Origin of the sequence: Butyrivibrio hungatei (assembly GCF_900101605.1) — a bacterium.
Taxonomy (GTDB): domain Bacteria; phylum Bacillota; class Clostridia; order Lachnospirales; family Lachnospiraceae; genus Butyrivibrio; species Butyrivibrio hungatei_B.
On the sequence record NZ_FMUR01000003.1, the window covers coordinates 102570 to 120919 of the forward strand.

The window sequence follows — 18350 nt, forward strand, 5'->3', positions numbered from 1 at the left end:
CAGTTCCTCCAAAAAGCTAATAACGATACAGATGTCAAAATCTTTTTTCATCTATATCAAAAATCCGAATAGTCCGTCAAATGTATCAAATATTGATAGCATCCGCCAACTCAGGATCGATATTATATCTGGCATCCTTAATAGCGACTACCAGATTGCGCTTTTTGTTCACAACAGTAATCTTCTCTCCGCTATAGCATCCAAGTGAGAATAAAAAGCTCTTCATCTCATCATCCCCATCTGTATTAACATCATTGATCAAATACTCTTTGCCGAGTTCTGCATTATTAAGTGTCATATATGCCTCCTATAAAAACAGGTTAGTAGCAGTCAACTGTAATTAGTCACTGCTAACTTCCCTACCATAGAATATTCTTATTAAGAATTATTGTCAATAGCCGAACCGAAATTTTATGGTATTTTACGCTTTTTTTACACGTATAAACACCCTTTTGAAAGAGCACAAGCGAAGAAAAAAGCCGCATTGGCAAGATGCGGCTTTTCAGGTAGGAGATTTCTTATGACTATGTATGTCACGTGTTAGGTTATCTAACGATGTTTATGTTAGCACCTGCTAACTATTCTGTCAACCCCATATAAATTTTTTTATCAAATCAGTTGTGTTCAATTCATTCTTGTAGTATCCTTAAAAGCATAGAAAGTAGGTGAATAAACGATGGCGTTACAAGAATCAGGCGAGATGTATCTCGAAACAATTTATGTTCTTTCAAAAACACATACAAATGTCAGATCTGTAGATATAGGTGAGGAATTAGGCTATTCAAGACCATCTGTCAGCCGTGCCATGCACCTGTTAAAAGACGAAGGCCTTGTCAAAATTGACGAGTATGGCTTTGTTAAACTGACAGAAGCAGGAACTATTCTTGCAAAACGTATCTATGAAAGACACACTGTCCTCACAAAGCTTTTTGTCGACCTTGGCGTGGATGAAAAGATTGCCACGGAAGATGCGTGTCGTATTGAGCATTACATCAGCGACGAATCCTTCGAAGCAATCAAGATCCATATGGCAAAACACTGCGACACTAATTAGAACGTCGGATTTCATGGATGTATGTTGCGATAAGAATTATATCAGCCATCATCCATGCTCCGATCTCTCCATAATAAATCCCGCTGCATCCTATCACTTTTGTCAAAACAATCGCGCAGGAAACTCTCATCACAAGCTGTCCCATACTCGATATCATCGGAATCAGGGTATTACCAATTCCCTGCAGTGATGCCCTCACAATGTAGAGTATATACAGAAGCGGATAAAAAAGTCCCAGGATTAGCAAATATTCTTTTCCATATTCAAATACTCTTTGTGAAATATTTTCTGCATCAACAAAAAGATGCATACTCTTTTCCCCAAAAAATATCATAATGAATGAACATACCAAAGCCGTGGCAACACCGAGAAGCAGGCTGACTCTTACGCCCTGCCTGATCCTGGTAAACTTTTTGGCACCATAGTTCTGCGAAACATACGCAACAACAGCCATTCCATAAGACGATGCCGCTATCTCCAACAGGGCATATATTTTCCCTGCGATCGTATATCCGGTCAAAAAATCAATATCATATCTGTTGACATTGCTTATTACGATCAGGCCACCGACTGCGGTAATAACACTCTGCAAAGCCATCGGAAGTCCCACTGTGAGCAGCTTTTTATATGTGCCACCTTCCTCAAACACTTCTTCTTTTTCCGCTTCTTTCTGTTCCCCGAAAGTTACGGTATGATTTTTATGTAAGTGATATCCGCAAATGATCATTACGACGCATTCCGACATAACGGTTCCAAGCGCAGCTCCCGCTATCCCAAGCTTGATCACGCAAATAAAAACATAATCAAAAACAATATTGCAAAGTGATGATACCGTCATTGCCGCAAGCGGAATCCGGCTGTTTCCGCAGCTTCTGAGAGTTGCTGCAAAAAACTGATAGAAAACCAAAAACGGAATTCCCATAAAGATAATATCTACATATGTTTTGGCATTATCAAATACTTCATCCTTTGTTCCGATAACCGAAAGCAGAACTCCCGAACCCGCGGTCAAAACAATGACAAAAGCTATGGCTATGACAATACAGATAAGGCGTGCCTTTTTATAGTAATGCTTAAAAGCCTTCTCATTTTTTTCACCATACTTATTTCCCAAAAGTACCGAGAATCCCTGAATAAGCCCGATCAAAAATCCATTCACCAAAAATATCAGCCAATCGGTTCCTCCGATTGCCGCCAAGCCCATCGGACCTATCTTTTTCCCGATAATGATGCTGTCAACAACTGTATATAGTTGCTGAAAAACATTTCCGAGCATCATGGACGCCGCGAACGAAAAAATAAGATTAAACGGTCTGCCTTTTGTCAAGTCTTTGTCTTTTGTCATAACTCTCCTGCCTTCATTTATATTTGTTCTTCTTATAAGCTTTCGCCCACTTTGATATTTCTTTTTTCTTGGCGTAATTTTTGGTATTCTCACTGCCAAGATTCTTATAAAGTTCATATTATCACGATTACTATATTATTTTCGTGACATTTCAAAGAACTCAATAATCTGTTTCACCGACACAGGATAAAAGTTATTTGCATCCACTCCGACATCATACCTGAGCACACCTTCGTTCCTGTTCTGCTCGTTATAATCCATTCTCGCATGTATGTGCCCATGTAGCTGAATACTTCCGCTGTTTTTCTTGGGCCATGACAGCATAGGATAATGCATAAGTGCGAAATATCTTCCATTAAGTGAAACCGTCATGAAATCTTTTATGTCTTCAAATAATGCTGGATCATATTTTTTATCATGATTCCCATTTATAAGATATTTCTTGCCCTTCATTCTAGCTATAACACTGTTGGCTTGATCGACACTCATATGGTGGCAAATATCTCCTAGAATATAGACAGTATCATCCTTACCGACAACTGCATTGTAGTTTGTAAGTAGTATCCAGTTCATATCTTCTACAGATTCAAAAGGTCTGTTCTGCATGGTTATGATGCCTTTATGCCCCATATGTAAATCACTTGTAAAATATATCATTGGCGCCCCTTTACACTTCTATCTTCTCAAACTCCCTCGATACCGAATCAATCACTACCATCGCAGATTCGCCAATTTGCCTTCCGTCCCGATAAGTAGAAAACACATCTGTCGAGATGAATCCATTTTCCTCATATATCTTATCAACAGGAGTATGCCCTACAACCTGCGTATACATTTCTTTTCTGAAAGCATCAATATTCCTCTCATAAATTCTTTTCATAATCTTTACATATCTCTTCCAGCTTTTTAAAATCCAAAGCAGTTTTAACGTAGCCAACTTCTTCATTAGCAGCTTTTTGTTTATACAAAAGTCTTGCATTATTAGTAATTTTTGAAGCATTCTTACGTATAAATATTGCTTCAGCCTGAACTAGTGCCTTATAATCCTTATCTTCTTCATTTTCAAGGTCATACAAAATTAGTTCACTCTCAGGAACAGGAATCATATGACTAATCCTTAAAGTCCCCTTTAATTCCCTGACACCATTATTCTTTTCAATCATACGGATTATCGGAACAATGCTCTTCCTTATTACCCTATTTCCACCAGCCATCTGATAATCAGTATCCTTTGGCGATGACATTGGCACAAAATACTTATAACCATTCATCTCTAGAACTGTTCCTATATATTTTCTTGTATGAATCCTATTCTCCACTTTATTTGAATATACGTTTGGTTCTATTATTCTCAAATAATCTATATACTCATCCGTCACACTATAAATCTTAAAATTGTCCATATTACCTCACAAAAATAAGAGGACTGCAACAACAGTCCTCTTAGAGTTTAAGCTTTCCCACTTATATGGTAGGGACTCACCCGAGTTTAAACTTCTCCACTTATATGGCAGGAGCTCTCCCGATTAATTGTATTATAGCATCAGCATCTCAAAAGTCAATTAAATGCACATATACTCTATTAAGACCATGTTTTAAAATTATAATAAAAATATTAAGCAGCTTCTTTAGTTATCAAATTCACTATCAGTAACATATTTTATGCTATCAAAAGGTATGTCACCCTCAATCAAAATCACATCTCTATACATATTTAGATTAAGAAGCTTTATTACTTCTGTTTGTGATATATAAAAATCAATTCCTGGTACATGACAGCACAATACTACTCTAGTCTTAAAAAGCTCTATTTTTCGCATCAGTTCCTCCCAGCTCTATGGGACACAGAAAATTTGCCTAACATAACAAGATACGTTATACTATCCAATGGATACTATTGTATATTATCCATCGGTTACCGTCAATAACTAAGAGGATACAAATATGACAAATCAACTTATACCTGAACGATTAAAATCAGCAAGAGAAAGCCTTGGAATATCTATGGCAGAAGCTGCCAGAAGACTGAATCTTTCTAAGATTGGATATTGCAGATACGAATATGGTGACAGAACACCTTCGCCTCAGACTGTCGAAGTAATAGCCAGAGTTTTAGGTACTTCCGTAGCTTATTTAACAGGTGAATCTGAAGACATGAAACCTGATTTTATCATGATTAGTAAAAAAGAAGCTCCTGAATTATTTGAACTAATAAAAACCCTTTCAACTTACAATTCTGCAACCCAGAAACATTTATTGGCTTATGCTCAAAAGCTTAATTCCAAACAAAAAAAATAAAGTGTTCATATCCGAACACTTTAAAAAGAAAAAGAACGAGCAACCCGCTCCATGTTACATAACCTGCGGTATATATTCTAGTCAACTATATTTTTGTAAGCAAGCAGACAGTCTCAACATGGCTTGTCCAGGGGAATTGATCGTGAGCGACAGCCCTGGTCATGACGTATCCATTCTCCTGAAGTATCTCAAGGTCTCGTGCAAGGCTTGTAGGCTTGCACGAAACGTAAATAATATATGGCACGCCGTAGCCGATAATCTTGGTGAGTGCCTTAGGATTGATTCCGTCGCGGGGCGGATCGAGAATAATAAGATCGGGCTTTTCTTCAATCTCATCAAGGACTTTGAGCACATCACCTGCGATGAAATGGCAATTATCCAGATGATTGAGCTTTGCGTTCTCTTTGGCGGCTTCAACAGCTTCCTCAACTATCTCAACACCGATAACCTTGTTGGCAACAGGCGCAAGAAGCTGAGCAATAGTACCAGTTCCCGAATAAAGATCGAATATTACCCCGTCATTTCCGATCTTGCCCTGATCGTACAGACTCTTGATATATCCGCGGACAGTCTTATACAGCACTTCTGCGCTCAGGCTGTTCGTCTGGAAGAATGAAAAAGGACTGATCTTGAATTTAAGTCCCAAAAGATATTCATAGAAATAGTCCTGTCCAAACAGGATCTCGGTTCCTTCATCAATGACCGCATCCGCAAGACTGTCATTCTTTGTATGGAGAATTCCGACAATCCTGCCGCTCAGACTCAGATTAAGAAGTGCATCCTTAAAGCCCTCAAGATCATGCTCTTCTTTTGTCGTTGTTATAAGGTCAACCAGAATATCGCCCGTCTTTACAGCACGCCTTACAAGCAGGTGTCTGAGATACCCTTCCTGCTTCATTCTGTGGTAAAAAGATATTTCTTTCCTCTCATACATGGGAGTGAAATAATCAAGTGTCGCGCTTAGAATAGCCTTGTAATCGTCATCTACGATACGGCAACCGGAGACGGTCACGATATCATAAAAGCTTCCTTTTTTGTGCATACCAAGACAAAGAGGTCCTCCGACAATCTCATCGCCGAAACTGAACTCCATCTTATTTCTGTATGCAAATTTTACAGGGCTTGTTTTTATGCCTTCCCATGTAACCTTGGAACTCTGCCTCTCAATGGCAGGTTTAAGTATACTTCTTACCTGCTGTTCCTTAAGTCCAAGCTGCTTTACATAAGGCATTGTAAGATAACTACAGCCTCCGCATTTACCAAAATGAATGCAGGGGCTTTCGGTATAGTCCGGAGATTCTTCCAGAACTTCAAGAAGCCTTCCTTCAGCCCTGTCCTTTCTCACTTTTTGAATTTGTACAGACACCTTCTGATCGGGAAGGACGCCCTTAACAACGACCTTTCCCTCAGAAGTTTCAATTATTCCCTTATTAGGGAATTCCACTCTTTTAACTGTTCCTGATATAACTTCTTTTTTCTTCACGGCTTGTTCTTAGCTTTCTCTCATAAATTCTTCATCATCGAAATCATCGTCGAAATCATCAAAATCATCATCATAGAAATCATCTTCGTAAGCCGGTGTCATGTAGCGATAAACCATATAAGCAATTATCGCAACAGCAGATACGGATCCTATAACCGCAAGCACCCACAGAATCACGTTGGAAGGCTTCTTTGCATTTGCAGCCGCTCTCTTATCGAGAAGTTCGTTAATTCGTGTCATTTCAATAATATCGTCAATCTTAGATTTTACTTCCATATGTGACCCCTTTCTCATAGAAAAAATAGTATATGATATACGTATCAAAGCCAAAATACTTAACATGCAAGCATGTACGTATTATTGACTTTTATACCCTATATCATTCAGTATACCACACCTTATTTAGATTTTCTTCAGCTTGGCAAATGCCGCATACATAATCTTCTGACCGCATTCATCAAAGTTTACGGTAACCTTGTAATCTCTCGGTCCCTGCTCAAGCGAAGTAACAACTCCGATCCCGTACTTTATATGGCTTACCTTATCGCCCACGATATAATCAGGCTTTCCGCCCGCTGTAGGCATTCCCTTTGAAAGTCCCGCAAGCGAACCTCTTGCGTAGGTCTTGGCCGCAGAAGCAATATAAGGCTTTTCTGACGGAACAGCCCTCTTTTCTTTCTTGGGCGGCTTGGGTACTGCCTTTATCCTGTATGTATTTGCAAGTTCCGATCTTCCCGCAACGCTCTTGGCATTAACATTGGAACCAGCACCGAATCCCTTTGCATAAGACGACTTAATTCCCGAATTTGAACTTCCGAAAGTATCTTCAACACTCTCATAATCATCGATCGTATCGCCGTCATCAAAAAGAAACGCAGGCTTACTCTCGGTATCCGATCTCTCGATCATAGTATACGGAATCTCCGAAACGAATCTGCTAAGGCGGTTAAACTGCGTCTCTCCGCGTACCATCCTTCGCTTTGCGGCAGTGAGTGTCAAATGCCTCTTGGCTCTTGTAATTCCAACATAGCAAAGTCTTCTCTCTTCCTCGATACCCTCAGGATCCGCATCCTCGGTAGCAAGTGCCATATATGAAGGGAAAACTCCCTCTTCCATTCCGGCAAGATATACGTGCTCAAACTCAAGTCCCTTGGCACTGTGAAGAGTCATAAGAAGAACTTTCTCATTGTCCTCGCCAATTCTGTCTATGTCCGCAACAAGAGCAACCTCTTCCAAGAATCCCGAAAGAGTCGGCTCCTCTTCCTCCATATTTTCCTCATAGGCGGCAATCTTGGAAATAAGCTCGTCAACGTTCTGCGCTCTATCGTTATCTTCGTTGTCATCATCATCCAAAGTCTTCAAAAACTCCAAATATCCCGTAACATCAATGACATCCTTCAAAAGCTCCTCAAGAGAGTAACTCTTCATCTTGGTCCTGAACGCCCTTATCATTGTAACGAAATCGCTCAACTTACTTACGCTTCTTGAAACAGCCACGATCTGATCTGCTTCGCAAAGAGCATCATAGAAGCTTATCTGCCTCTCATCGGCATATGCCTGAACATAGTCAACGGTAGTCTGTCCGATTCCTCTCTTTGGCACGTTTATGATTCTTTTAACCGCAACATCATCAAGACCGTTGTCGATTGTCTTAAGATATGCCAAAAGATCCTTTATCTCGCGTCTTGAATAGAAATTTGTACCGCCTACGATATCGTAAGGGATTCCTTCTACCACAAACCGCTCTTCTATAAGTCGTGACTGGGCATTCGTCCTGTAAAGGATCGCAGTATCACTGTATCTTAATTTGCCGTTTCTTTTAAGCTTTCCGATATCGCTTGCGATGAACTGAGCTTCATCATAAGCCGTATCAAAATGCTTTAATTTGACGATCTCGCCGTCTTTTTCCTCGGTCCAAAGAGCTTTATCCTTACGTCCTCCGTTATTTTTTATAACGGCATTTGCGGCATCAAGGATCTGCTGAGTCGATCTGTAATTCTGCTCAAGTTTAATAACAACAGCATCCTTGTAAACCTTCTCAAAATCAAGGATATTTCTGATATTGGCACCTCTGAAACGATAGATACTCTGATCGTCATCACCTACGACGCAAAGATTTCTGTATTTGTCCGCAAGAACACGTATAAGCTCAAACTGGGCATTATTAGTATCCTGGTACTCATCGACCATTATATACTTAAAGCGCTCCTGATAGCTGTCAAGAACATCCGGATTTGTCTTAAAGAGCTCGACAGTCTTCATGATAAGATCGTCAAAATCCATCGCATTGTTCTTTTTAAGAGCATTTTGATACTCCGTATATGCTTTGGATATCCTTACCTTGATAAAGTCATTCTGCGTATTTAGAGCATATTCTTCGGGTGTTACAAGATTGTCCTTACATGTAGATATGCTGCCCATGATTCTCTTAAGCTTAAGCTGGGTAGTCTCAAGTTGATACTTCTTACAGATATCCTTCATAAGACTCTTGGAATCATCCGTATCATAGATGGTAAAGTTATTACCAAATCCTATTCTGTCCGCATATCTTCTGAGTATCTTCACACAGCTTGAGTGGAAAGTCGAAACCCAGATGCTCTCCGCGCCAAAGCCGACTATCTTGTCGACTCTTTCTCTCATCTCGCCTGCTGCCTTATTCGTAAACGTAATAGCCATGATATTCCACGGATTTACGCCGCATTCATCAATAAGATAAGCAACTCTGTGAGTCAGAACCCTTGTCTTACCCGATCCCGCTCCCGCAAGAATGAGCACGGGGCCGTCAGTCTGTAGAACAGCCTTCTTTTGCTGTGAATTAAGTGTATCGTATATTCCCATCTATAAATAAATCCTTACTTCTTTTTCTTTTCCTTTGCAGGCTTTTCCTTATCACCAGCTTCTTTTTCCATAGTATTGTCTATTATTTTCTCGATAAGAAGCTTCTTTACATAAACATCATAGGAAAGGAGAATGATAAAAGAAAACATCTGCATTCTTTTCTTTTCATCCTCCGAAAGACCCGTGTCTTCAAATGTTTTAAGTGATTTTTCGTACTTCCTCTTAAGATCCTCAACAACAGGCTCAAGTTCGCCTTCCTGAAGCTCAAAAGCCCGCTCGTAAATACCGCCCAGATTAAGTTCATCGTCACTTACATGAAATCTCTCTTTTAATGGTTCAAGCAAAGTCTGTATATCGCTTATTGATAAGATATTCTTAAGGTAATATATAAAAATAAGCAGAATAATATGGTCTTTTGAATACTTCTTCCTTATCGGAGGAGGTAAAAGATCATTCTTCGCATAATTATTTATCATTGTCTTTGTGAGTATCTTATCAGTGTCGGGATGACGTGTTGACCTCTTAAGCCGCTCATCCATAAAAGTGGTGAGCTGATCCATATACAGGTCTATATTGGGGATATCATCCAGCGAAATGGCATTTATCCTGCCAAGCGATGCTATCACACTGTTTAAGAGATCGTCATTATCGATAGTCATTATGTATTCCTCATGTCCTTAATCTGTTTTTTTCTATCAAGAGCCATCTGTTTCATTTCACGGGCATTTAAAAGAGTTGCCTCCGTAAGCTCATCACCGCCGAGAAGCCTTCCAAGTTCCTTCTCTGAGAGCTTTTCGGAAAGAGCATAAATAGACGTTACCGTCCTTCCTCCGTCAAGCCCCTTCTCTATCATATAATGTGTGTCGGCCATTGCTGCGATCTGCGGAAGATGGGTGATACAGATTATCTGATGATTTGCGGAAAGTTCGCCGAGCTTTTGCGATACTTTCCATGCCGTTCTTCCGCTTATACCGGCATCTATCTCATCGAATATAAGCGTACTTATATCATCCCTGTCTGCAACGACAGTCTTAAGCGCAAGCATGATCCTTGAAAGCTCACCGCCGCTTGCTATCTGATCAAGGGGTCTGAGCGCCTCTCCGGGATTGGTAGATATCATAAACTGCGCTTCGTCATATCCCTTTGAAGTGATCTTATCATCACTGCTGTCTATTTTAATTTCAAACTGCACATCGAGGAAATTAAGGTCAATAAGCGCATCCTTCAGCTTTTCCTGAAGGCTCTGTGCTCCTTTCCTTCTAACATCCGATATCTTCTTGCAAAGATCTTTTACCCCCGCAAGGCAGTCTTCATAATCTTTTCTAAGCCTGTCTCTGTGCGCATCAAGATCGGATATCGCTTTAAGCCTCTCTTCCTTTTCCTCAAGGCTCTTAAGTACCTGCTCAATACTTCCGCCGTACTTATCCTTCAGATGATTAAGCGTATTTAACCTATCTTCCGTGGTCCTAAACTCCTCATCATCAAATTCAAGGCTGTCGATATATCCCGAAAGCGCATGATTAAAGTCGGCAAGAAGATTCTCAACATCAGATATCTGGGACAAAAGACCTTCAATCTCGCTGTCATATGATGCAACCGATGTAAGTTCTCTTACCGCTCTTCCAACCGCATCGGAAGCACTCTCTTCCATTTCTCCCGATCCCGTAAGATTAAGAGCCGTATTGGCAGCTTCGGAGATTTTTCGTCCGTTCACCATTTTTCTGTATGAGACTTCAAGCTGTTCATCCTCTCCGATAACAGGCTCAGCATCCGATATTTCTTTTACCTCGTACTCAAGAAGTTCGGTCTCGCGAAGTCTTGTATTCTCATCGATATCGGTCTCGGAAAGCTTCTTCTCAAGATCCTTCATTTTGGCATACTCGCCTGAAAGACGCTCAAAAAGTCCTCCAAGATCGTCCATGCAGTAATTATCGAGTATCTCTATATGTTTTTTTTTGTAAAGAAGTTCCTGATGATCGTTCTGTCCGTGAATGTTTATAAGAATATTTGAAATGTCCTTGAGCTGTTTTGCTGTGACCGTTTCGCCCGATACTTTGGAAACGCTCCTTCCCTGCATGACTTTCCTCTGGATAACAAGAGTTCCGTCTTCCTCCACAGGGATTTCAAGATCTTCCAGCATCTTCCTCTGAAGATCGTTCTCAACGCCAAATACCAGCTCAACAAGAGCATATTCTTCACCCGTCCTTATAAGTGAAGGATCTGCTTTTGCACCAAGAGCAAGATTTACCGATCCGATGACAACAGACTTACCTGCACCCGTCTCTCCGGTCAGAATATTAAGCCCCTTGGAAAATTCGATTTCCTGTTCTTTGATAAGGGCAAGATTTTTTACATGTAAACTATATAACATATTTCCCCACTCTGTGTTATTGCTGCATCATTTCACGAAGCTGAGCCATAACATTCTTGGCTTCTTCTTTGCTCTTTATGGCGATCATGATAGTATCATCTCCCGCGATACATCCGACCACCTCTTTAAATTCCAGAGAATCAATTGCCGTAGCAAGCGCCATCGCCATTCCCGAAACGGTCTTTACGACCAGCAGATTTTCGGCAACATCCATGCTGACAAATCCGGCTCTCAAAACACTGACATACTTGCTCTGCATCGCTTCGTGACCGGCAGTGGTATAAACATACTTTGAGATTCCGTCGGAATTAACCTGCTTGGTAAGCTTAAGCTTCCTGATATCCCTTGAAACAGTAGCCTGCGTTACCTTATATCCCTCTTTGTTCAAAAGAGCTACAAGCTGTTCCTGTGTCTCTACCACATTTTTTGCAATGACTTCGATAATCTTATCTTGTCTGTTTTTCTTCATCGTCAGATAATTTCCCCCAATCTCTTCTTCTCTTACATGCTGAATTTTTTACCCAGAACTTCCAAAAAACTGACTCTGTTAAATTTAATGATCTTGGTTATTTTTTTTGATTTATTTATTACCATTCTATCGCCGGAATTCATCTCGATTGCCCCGCTTCCGTCATAGGCAGCGACAACTTTCGGATTGCGTTTGCTGCGTCCCGGAAGAAGTTCAACTTCAATCCGCGCATCTGCCGAAAGCACCATACTTCTTGAATTAAGCGTATGCGGGCATATAGGTGTTAAAAGAGTCATATTTGCCGAAGGCTCCACGATAGGGCCGCCTGCTGACATATTATATCCTGTAGATCCGGTCGGAGTCGAGATAATAATTCCATCCGCATGATAGCTGTACAGCAAAAGATCATTTACATATATATTGTAATCGATAGCCTGTATATCAGAAGCCCTGCTTATTACGATATCATTAAGAGCATAGTCCTTCCTGTCTCCTAAGACACCGCGAAGCATCATCCTGTCCTCAACATAATAATCTCCGGACAAAAGACGCGACATCGCTTCGTCAATACCGCTTTTTTCAACCTCGGCAAGATAGCCCAAAGTTCCCAGATTAACGCCAAGAAGCGGTATATCCTGAAAAGCAACGCTTCTTGCTGCCTGCAGCATAGTTCCGTCACCTCCCAGGACAATACAGCAATCCGTATCTTCCGGAATCTGACTCATAAACTCTCTGCCTATGGCATTCGATTCTTTTGATAAGCCTGTGGCTGAATCTGCCACAACACATTCTTTTCCGTGGCTTATAAGATAGTCCTTGATATGACCGGTAACTTCAAGGTTTACGTCTTTACTCTTATTTGTGACAATACAAAACCGTTCCATATCTTCTCCCGCGGCATGGCTCAATTATCAAGCTTGCCATGCGCCCTCATAACAGTCTCAGAAATAAGTTTCTCCATCTCAGGGGTATGTGAGAATCCGTCTCCGCCTGCTTCTGTTTCTTTTAATATTTTTTCACCCTCAGCCTCCGTAAGTTCTGAAACTCTTTCATCGGCGTCGGGATTTTTCCTTATGTGTATCAGATATTCAATATTCCCCTCAGGTCCTTTTATGGGAGAAAAATCCAGATGCAGAACTTCAAATCCCGCTATATCCACGAAATCCGTGATCCTGTGAACCACCTCTTCATGTACTTTCGGATCTCTTACAACTCCCTTTTTGCCGACTTTTTCCTTGCCGGCTTCAAACTGGGGCTTTATAAGGCAAACCATCTCTCCACCCGCTTTAAGAAGCCTTCTGGCGGGAAGAAGTATCTTGGTAAGTGAGATAAAAGAAACATCACAGGATGCAAAATCAAGATCATCCTGAATATCATCTCTTACCATATATCTGAAGTTGGTCTTCTCCATGCAAACGACTCTTTCATCGCTCCTGAGTTTCCAGTCAAGCTGTCCGTGTCCCACATCTACGGAATAGACCTTACTTGCACCGTTTTGAAGCATACAATCCGTAAATCCGCCTGTGGAAGCTCCTATATCCATACAGATTTTCTTTTCCAAAGAAACCCCAAAATTATTGACCGCCTTCTCAAGCTTAAGTCCGCCTCTGCTTACATAAGGAAGCATATCTCCCTTTACTTCAAGAGTCTTTATCTTACTCTCTTCAAAAGTAGTTCCGGGCTTGTCCTCTCTTTGTCCGTTTACAAAAACGTCACCTGCCATTATAAGTGTCTTTGCTTTTTCTCTGGAAACGGCGAGTCCTCTGTTTACAAGAAGAACGTCCAGTCTTTCCTTTTCTTTTGCCATATATCATTACCTGTGTAATTCGTTTATAATTCTTTCTGCGATAGAATCTGCATCTATCTTAAGCTCAGCTCTGAGCTTATCGACACTTCCGTGTGTAACGAACTGATCGGGAATTGCGATATTAAGAACTCCCGCATCTATTCTGTTCGTGTCAATATAATCTCTTACCTTCTCACCAAATCCGCCGGTAAGCACGTTCTCTTCCATTGTAACAAAGAGCTTGTGGCTATGTGACGCCGCTTTGATGTAGTCGGTATCTATAGGTTTATAAAAACGTGCATTTACAAGACTGCAGTTAAGCCCTCTGTCTTTTAAGAGCTTACGCACTTCTTCGCCTATTTTTACCATCGATCCGAGTGCAAGAAGACAGATGTCTTTTTCCTCATAAAGAGGCTCGCACTTTCCGAGTTTAACGGGTGCTCTGAAATCCTTCAGTCCGTCATATGCGTTTCCTCTCGGATATCTGACAGCAACAGGCATGTCAAAATCAACCGCAAATTTAAGCATATCCGAAAGCTCCCATTTATTCTTCGGAGCCATTATATGCATGTTCGGCATTGATGAAAGGAATGATACGTCAAAGATACCCTGATGCGTTTCGCCGTCGCTTCCTACAAGTCCCGCTCTGTCTATCGCAAAGACAACAGGGAGCTTCTGAAGGCATACATCTTCAAGTATCTGGTCATACGCCCTTTGAAGGAACGATGAATAAACCGCAAATACAGGCTTATATCCGCCTGCTGCCATTCCTGCCGCAAATGTAACCGCATGTTCCTCGGCAATTCCCGCATCAATAAATCTGTCCGGATACATGTTCCTGAATCTCTTAAGTCCGGTTCCGTCAGCCATTGCCGCCGTAATAGCGACAACTTTGGCATTTCTTGCGCCAAGCTTACACATTACGGTGCTGAAAATATCCTGATAATTGGCTGTAGTTCTCGGATTTCTCGGAAGTCCGTTCTCAACGATAAACGGCTCAGTTCCGTGGAATCTTGCGGGATGTCTCTCAGCGGGGCCGTAGCCTTTGCCCTTCTTGGTCATAACATGTATCATTACGGCCTTCTTGACCTTTTTTGCTTCCTTTATGGTTTTCTCAAGGCTTGCGACATTATGTCCGTCTACAGGGCCAAGATACGTAATTCCCAGGTTCTCAAAAACCATTCCCGGTACAAAGAGCTGTTTAAAACTGTTCTTGGCTCTTCTGATTCCGTCTACAACCTTGTGATTACTGCTAAGCTGCGCATATACATCTTCCTTGAGGTTAAGATATCCGTCCGCAGTACGAACGTTGTTGAGATACTTCTTCATACCGCCGACACTCTCGGAAATTGACATCTCATTGTCATTTAAGATAATGATAAAGTTTGTCTCAAGCTTTGATGCGTTATTAAGCGCTTCATAAGCAAGTCCGCCCGTGAGTGAGCCGTCACCTATAACCGATACAACGGTATAATCTTCGCCCATAAGGTCTCTTGCCTTCACCATGCCAAGTCCTGCCGAAATTGAAGTAGAACTGTGTCCGGTATCGAAACAGTCTGTGCTGCTCTCGCATCTTTTCGGAAATCCACTGAGTCCTCCGAACTGTCTGAGCGTATCAAACTTATCCTTTCTGCCAGTAAGGATCTTGTGCGTATAAGCCTGATGGCCCACGTCCCATATTATCTTATCCTTTGGAAGATCAAGTGCCAAATGAAGCGCCATTGTAAGCTCAACCGCTCCCAGATTGGATGCAAGATGTCCGCCTGTTTTTGATATTGTCTCGATCAAAAAGTGACGTATCTCACCAGCCAGCTCCTGATACTTCTGCTGTGGTATTTTCTTTATATCACCGGTTTTATTTATTAGTTCAAGTAACATAACATATCATTTCCTTCTATAAATCAAAGAATCAAAAAGATTTCCCAAAAATGAATCTTCAAATCCCTGTTCTTTCAAAATCTCCTCTGCCATTTCAGACAATTCTTTTACCTTTGCCGATGCAGCCTCCATGCCGTTGAGGCTTACATATGTGCTCTTATTGTTCTTCTCATCCGAGCCGACGGGCTTGCCAATCTCCGCCTGATCTCCGACAATATCAAGAATGTCATCCTGAATCTGAAATGCTATTCCGACGCAGCTTCCCGCTTTTTCCATAGCAGAAACCGAATCCTTCGACGCTCCGCCGAGGATTGCGCCTATCATAAGACTGCTCTCAATAAGTGCCGCAGTTTTATTTTCGTCTATATATGAAAGTATATCACTCATCTTATCTTTTGGAACATCAGTCGCATTCTCGGCCATTATATCGGCGCACTGGCCTCCGACCATTCCATATATTCCGGCTTTTTTTGATAAGATCTTAAGCGCCGCAAAATATCTGTTATCGGTATCTCCGTCATAGGAAGCAAGTTTTGTTCCCCTTGCCGCGCCATCTATCGCAGTCTCAAAAGCAAAATTCAAAAGTGCATCACCCGCAAGCGTTGCCATGCCTGCTCCGTATACCGCGTGTGTAGTCTTTCTTCCCCTTCTGTACTCATCATTATCCATTGCAGGAAGATCGTCATGTACAAGTGAATAAGTGTGGATCATCTCCATAGCTGCCATGAACGGCTCTACCACCGCTTCATCCGCATTGTCTCCCGCAAAGAGCTTATATGATTCAAGCATCATAACGGGCCTTAATCTCTTTCCACCTGCCAAAAGACTGTAATTCATCGCCTCTATCACTGTCTTGGCATAACCCTCTTCTTTCGGAAGATATTTTTTTAATATCTCTTCCACATGCTCCGCTCTCTTTAAAAGCTCGGCACTAAAATCATTCTGTGACATTACTCAAACTCCTCCAGACTGCCATCCGTAGCAATTTTCTGTACTTTTTTCTCAACGCTTTCTATCATCTCATGACAATGCTTTAAAAGCGTCATTCCCTCCTGATATTCCTTGAACGAATCATCCAAAGAAATATCTTCTTTCTCAAGCGCCTGTATTTTCTCCTCTATCTTGGCAAAAGCTTCCTCGACAGATAAATTGTTATTTTCATTCTGTTCTTTCTTGGCAGCCATATATCTTCTCCCGGTTATTTCCTGTCTATAAACATAGTTTCCGTAGCCGTCGCCTTTATAACACCGTCGGTCACATATATCGAAAGTTCATCGCCTTTATTCACCTGCTCTATACTGCGGACATTCTTTCCGTTTTCATCCGTTGTAAAAGAATATCCTCCCATAAGCCTTTCAAGCGGTGACAAGCCCTTCAATTTCTGTGTGTCGACCAGCAGTCTGTTTCGGGCTTCCATTATCTTTCTGTCCATGAGCGTTTGGATCGTGTCCTGCAATCTGTCCATCCTAAGAAGTTTTTCTTTGATCCTTCCCGCCGGGCTAAGGTGCTTTAAACTGTCGGCGTACTTTGCCTCTTTTAGCTTAAGCGTACCAATCACCCTGTTCATGCTCTTTTGCAATGTATAAGAATAGTCCTCAAGATCCTGCACAAATCTTCTGTACTCAAACACCGCGATCTCAGCCGCCGCCGAAGGTGTCGGTGCTCTTCTGTCAGCCACATAATCGGCTATTGTTGTATCAGTTTCATGTCCGACTGCTGAAATGATTGGAACAGGGCAGTTAAATATTGCTTCCGCAACAATTTCTTCATTAAAAGCCCATAAATCTTCGATAGAACCTCCGCCACGTCCGACAATGATAACATCAGTCTGCATTTCTGATAAAGTCTCAATTCCTCTGACTATGCTCTCGGCAGCCTGATCTCCCTGTACGATGGCAGGATAAAGAATAATCTGAATATGTGGATTTCTGCGGGTGGCAACATTGATAATATCCCGCACAGCCGCTCCCGTAGAAGCAGTGACTACGCCAAGAGTTTTTATATATGCCGGAATAGGCTGTTTGTACTCTTCAGCAAACATTCCGGATTCCGCCAATTTCTTTTTTAACTCTTCATATTTCTCAAAAAGAGCTCCCTCGCCGTCAAGTTCTATCTTTCTGGCATAGAGCTGATATTTGCCGTCTCTCTCATATACGTCAACGGTTCCGGAAACTTTGACCTGCTGTCCTTCTTTCATCTGAAATTTAAGGCCGCCCCTGTCTCTGTCTCCCCTGAACATTACACAAGAAATGGCACCACCCGAATCCTTCATCGTAAAATAGATGTGTCCGGAAGGATGGTACCTGCAATTACTGATTTCCCCTTTGACTGTGATCGATCTTAGCAGAAAATCCTGAGTAAACATGTTCTTTATATAGGCATTAACCTGTGTGACTGTGTATTCACTCCGCAAATTTAGCTAACACTCCATTTACAAAGGCGGGTGAACCGTCCTGTCCAAATTTCTTCGCAAGTTCAACTGCCTCATTGATCGCTACTCCGGTGGGAACAGACTCATCATGCTTTATCTCGTATACGGCAAGCCTGATTATTGTAAGCTCAACCTTGGCCATACGCTCTGTATCCCAGCCTTTTGTCTTTTCATTGATAGCCTTGTCGATATCATCGAGTTTCTCGGCTATCTTCTCATATTTTTCCCTGATATAATCAGCGTCCTGTTTGGAAAAATCATCATCGCTTGTTGAGGTAAAAAGCTCCTCCTGCTCAGGCATCTCTTCCATAGGATTAAATTCAACACGAAAGAGCAGTTTAAAAACCTGCTCTCTCAGTAAGCTTCTGTTCATCATTCGTCTCTCACTCTGAAAAAT

General features: G+C 41.5%; 21 protein-coding genes. 2 read left to right on the top strand and 19 right to left on the bottom strand.

Annotated features, from left to right (window positions below; genetic code table 11):
• Positions 1–85 precede the first annotated feature (85 nt).
• Positions 86–298: a FeoA family protein gene (locus BLP87_RS00470; protein ID WP_074460974.1), complete on the bottom strand. Its 213-nt coding sequence runs from the start codon at positions 296–298 to the stop codon at positions 86–88.
• 378 nt (positions 299–676) lie between these two features.
• On the opposite strand from BLP87_RS00470, the gene BLP87_RS00475 reads away from it, so the two are divergent.
• Positions 677–1054, top strand: coding sequence for a metal-dependent transcriptional regulator (locus BLP87_RS00475; RefSeq protein WP_074460975.1), 378 nt, complete (start codon positions 677–679; stop codon positions 1052–1054).
• Here the strand turns inward: BLP87_RS00475 and BLP87_RS00480 are convergent.
• The 5 genes from BLP87_RS00480 to BLP87_RS00500 form a co-directional block, all read right to left on the bottom strand.
• Entirely contained in the window at positions 1047–2399 is a 1353-nt protein-coding gene (locus BLP87_RS00480; RefSeq protein ID WP_074460976.1) for an MATE family efflux transporter, read from the bottom strand. The genes BLP87_RS00475 and BLP87_RS00480 overlap by 8 nt on opposite strands.
• 135 nt (positions 2400–2534) lie before the next feature.
• Positions 2535–3056 carry a metallophosphoesterase gene (locus tag BLP87_RS00485; protein ID WP_074460977.1) on the bottom strand — a complete coding sequence of 174 codons (522 nt, stop codon included), beginning with the start codon at positions 3054–3056 and terminating at the stop codon, positions 2535–2537.
• A gap of 10 nt (positions 3057–3066) precedes the next feature.
• The gene (locus BLP87_RS00490; protein WP_074460978.1) at positions 3067–3279 is read right to left on the bottom strand and encodes a hypothetical protein; all 213 of its coding nucleotides are present in this window, start codon (positions 3277–3279) and stop codon (positions 3067–3069) included.
• Entirely contained in the window at positions 3263–3802 is a 540-nt protein-coding gene (locus BLP87_RS00495; RefSeq protein ID WP_027208260.1) for a type III toxin-antitoxin system ToxN/AbiQ family toxin, read from the bottom strand. The genes BLP87_RS00490 and BLP87_RS00495 overlap by 17 nt, the downstream gene beginning before the upstream one ends.
• A 225-nt stretch (positions 3803–4027) precedes the next feature.
• Complete coding sequence (locus BLP87_RS00500; RefSeq protein ID WP_026655152.1) at positions 4028–4219, bottom strand: hypothetical protein; 192 nt, start codon at positions 4217–4219, stop codon at positions 4028–4030.
• Between the two features lie 124 nt (positions 4220–4343).
• Here BLP87_RS00500 and BLP87_RS00505 point away from each other — a divergent pair, with 124 nt between their 5' ends.
• Entirely contained in the window at positions 4344–4697 is a 354-nt protein-coding gene (locus BLP87_RS00505) for a helix-turn-helix domain-containing protein (RefSeq protein WP_027208258.1), read from the top strand.
• Between the two features lie 85 nt (positions 4698–4782).
• Here BLP87_RS00505 and rlmD read toward each other — a convergent pair whose 3' ends face one another.
• From rlmD to nusB, 13 genes are all read right to left on the bottom strand, one after another.
• Positions 4783–6180 carry a 23S rRNA (uracil(1939)-C(5))-methyltransferase RlmD gene (rlmD, locus tag BLP87_RS00510; RefSeq protein ID WP_074460979.1) on the bottom strand — a complete coding sequence of 466 codons (1398 nt, stop codon included), beginning with the start codon at positions 6178–6180 and terminating at the stop codon, positions 4783–4785.
• Between the two features lie 9 nt (positions 6181–6189).
• Positions 6190–6456: a hypothetical protein gene (locus BLP87_RS00515; RefSeq protein WP_051625188.1), complete on the bottom strand. Its 267-nt coding sequence runs from the start codon at positions 6454–6456 to the stop codon at positions 6190–6192.
• A 126-nt stretch (positions 6457–6582) separates the two neighbouring features.
• Positions 6583–9018: an ATP-dependent helicase gene (locus BLP87_RS00520; protein ID WP_074460980.1), complete on the bottom strand. Its 2436-nt coding sequence runs from the start codon at positions 9016–9018 to the stop codon at positions 6583–6585.
• Positions 9019–9032: 14 nt separating this feature from the next.
• Entirely contained in the window at positions 9033–9677 is a 645-nt protein-coding gene (locus BLP87_RS00525) for a DUF1836 domain-containing protein (RefSeq protein ID WP_074460981.1), read from the bottom strand.
• A complete protein-coding gene (recN, locus tag BLP87_RS00530) occupies positions 9677–11389 on the bottom strand; it encodes a DNA repair protein RecN (RefSeq protein WP_074460982.1) in 1713 nt (570 codons plus the stop codon). Before recN ends, BLP87_RS00525 begins: the two co-directional genes overlap by 1 nt.
• Positions 11390–11405: 16 nt before the next feature.
• A complete protein-coding gene (gene argR / locus BLP87_RS00535; protein WP_074460983.1) occupies positions 11406–11858 on the bottom strand; it encodes an arginine repressor in 453 nt (150 codons plus the stop codon).
• A gap of 32 nt (positions 11859–11890) precedes the next feature.
• Positions 11891–12742: an NAD(+)/NADH kinase gene (locus BLP87_RS00540; protein WP_074461160.1), complete on the bottom strand. Its 852-nt coding sequence runs from the start codon at positions 12740–12742 to the stop codon at positions 11891–11893.
• A 20-nt stretch (positions 12743–12762) separates the two neighbouring features.
• Positions 12763–13665, bottom strand: coding sequence for a TlyA family RNA methyltransferase (locus BLP87_RS00545; protein ID WP_074460984.1), 903 nt, complete (start codon positions 13663–13665; stop codon positions 12763–12765).
• Positions 13666–13671: 6 nt separating this feature from the next.
• Positions 13672–15522 (bottom strand): 1-deoxy-D-xylulose-5-phosphate synthase, encoded by a 1851-nt coding sequence (gene dxs, locus BLP87_RS00550; RefSeq protein ID WP_074460985.1) that lies wholly within the window; start codon positions 15520–15522, stop codon positions 13672–13674.
• Between the two features lie 6 nt (positions 15523–15528).
• Positions 15529–16473, bottom strand: a complete 945-nt coding sequence (locus tag BLP87_RS00555; protein ID WP_074460986.1) for a polyprenyl synthetase family protein — start codon at positions 16471–16473, stop codon at positions 15529–15531.
• The gene (gene xseB / locus BLP87_RS00560) at positions 16473–16706 is read right to left on the bottom strand and encodes an exodeoxyribonuclease VII small subunit (protein WP_074460987.1); all 234 of its coding nucleotides are present in this window, start codon (positions 16704–16706) and stop codon (positions 16473–16475) included. Before xseB ends, BLP87_RS00555 begins: the two co-directional genes overlap by 1 nt.
• Positions 16707–16720: 14 nt before the next feature.
• Complete coding sequence (gene xseA / locus BLP87_RS00565) at positions 16721–17935, bottom strand: exodeoxyribonuclease VII large subunit (protein WP_074460988.1); 1215 nt, start codon at positions 17933–17935, stop codon at positions 16721–16723.
• Entirely contained in the window at positions 17925–18326 is a 402-nt protein-coding gene (gene nusB / locus BLP87_RS00570; RefSeq protein ID WP_074460989.1) for a transcription antitermination factor NusB, read from the bottom strand. The genes xseA and nusB overlap by 11 nt, the downstream gene beginning before the upstream one ends.
• Positions 18327–18350: the final 24 nt, after the last annotated feature.

What these genes read in the sequence shown, in the direction of transcription:
- recN (WP_074460982.1), bottom strand. Translation starts at nt 11,389, where the DNA reads ATGTTATATAGTTTACATGTAAAAAATCTTGCCCTTATCAAAGAACAG.
- BLP87_RS00525 (WP_074460981.1), bottom strand. Translation starts at nt 9,677, where the DNA reads ATGACTATCGATAATGACGATCTCTTAAACAGTGTGATAGCATCGCTT.
- BLP87_RS00520 (WP_074460980.1), bottom strand. Translation starts at nt 9,018, where the DNA reads ATGGGAATATACGATACACTTAATTCACAGCAAAAGAAGGCTGTTCTA.
- dxs (WP_074460985.1), bottom strand. Translation starts at nt 15,522, where the DNA reads ATGTTACTTGAACTAATAAATAAAACCGGTGATATAAAGAAAATACCA.
- BLP87_RS00495 (WP_027208260.1), bottom strand. Translation starts at nt 3,802, where the DNA reads ATGGACAATTTTAAGATTTATAGTGTGACGGATGAGTATATAGATTAT.
- BLP87_RS00545 (WP_074460984.1), bottom strand. Translation starts at nt 13,665, where the DNA reads ATGGCAAAAGAAAAGGAAAGACTGGACGTTCTTCTTGTAAACAGAGGA.
- xseB (WP_074460987.1), bottom strand. Translation starts at nt 16,706, where the DNA reads ATGGCTGCCAAGAAAGAACAGAATGAAAATAACAATTTATCTGTCGAG.
- BLP87_RS00480 (WP_074460976.1), bottom strand. Translation starts at nt 2,399, where the DNA reads ATGACAAAAGACAAAGACTTGACAAAAGGCAGACCGTTTAATCTTATT.
- BLP87_RS00505 (WP_027208258.1), top strand. Translation starts at nt 4,344, where the DNA reads ATGACAAATCAACTTATACCTGAACGATTAAAATCAGCAAGAGAAAGC.
- BLP87_RS00540 (WP_074461160.1), bottom strand. Translation starts at nt 12,742, where the DNA reads ATGGAACGGTTTTGTATTGTCACAAATAAGAGTAAAGACGTAAACCTT.
- BLP87_RS00470 (WP_074460974.1), bottom strand. Translation starts at nt 298, where the DNA reads ATGACACTTAATAATGCAGAACTCGGCAAAGAGTATTTGATCAATGAT.
- BLP87_RS00515 (WP_051625188.1), bottom strand. Translation starts at nt 6,456, where the DNA reads ATGGAAGTAAAATCTAAGATTGACGATATTATTGAAATGACACGAATT.
- BLP87_RS00500 (WP_026655152.1), bottom strand. Translation starts at nt 4,219, where the DNA reads ATGCGAAAAATAGAGCTTTTTAAGACTAGAGTAGTATTGTGCTGTCAT.
- BLP87_RS00555 (WP_074460986.1), bottom strand. Translation starts at nt 16,473, where the DNA reads ATGTCACAGAATGATTTTAGTGCCGAGCTTTTAAAGAGAGCGGAGCAT.
- BLP87_RS00475 (WP_074460975.1), top strand. Translation starts at nt 677, where the DNA reads ATGGCGTTACAAGAATCAGGCGAGATGTATCTCGAAACAATTTATGTT.
- argR (WP_074460983.1), bottom strand. Translation starts at nt 11,858, where the DNA reads ATGAAGAAAAACAGACAAGATAAGATTATCGAAGTCATTGCAAAAAAT.
- BLP87_RS00485 (WP_074460977.1), bottom strand. Translation starts at nt 3,056, where the DNA reads ATGATATATTTTACAAGTGATTTACATATGGGGCATAAAGGCATCATA.
- nusB (WP_074460989.1), bottom strand. Translation starts at nt 18,326, where the DNA reads ATGAACAGAAGCTTACTGAGAGAGCAGGTTTTTAAACTGCTCTTTCGT.
- BLP87_RS00490 (WP_074460978.1), bottom strand. Translation starts at nt 3,279, where the DNA reads ATGAAAAGAATTTATGAGAGGAATATTGATGCTTTCAGAAAAGAAATG.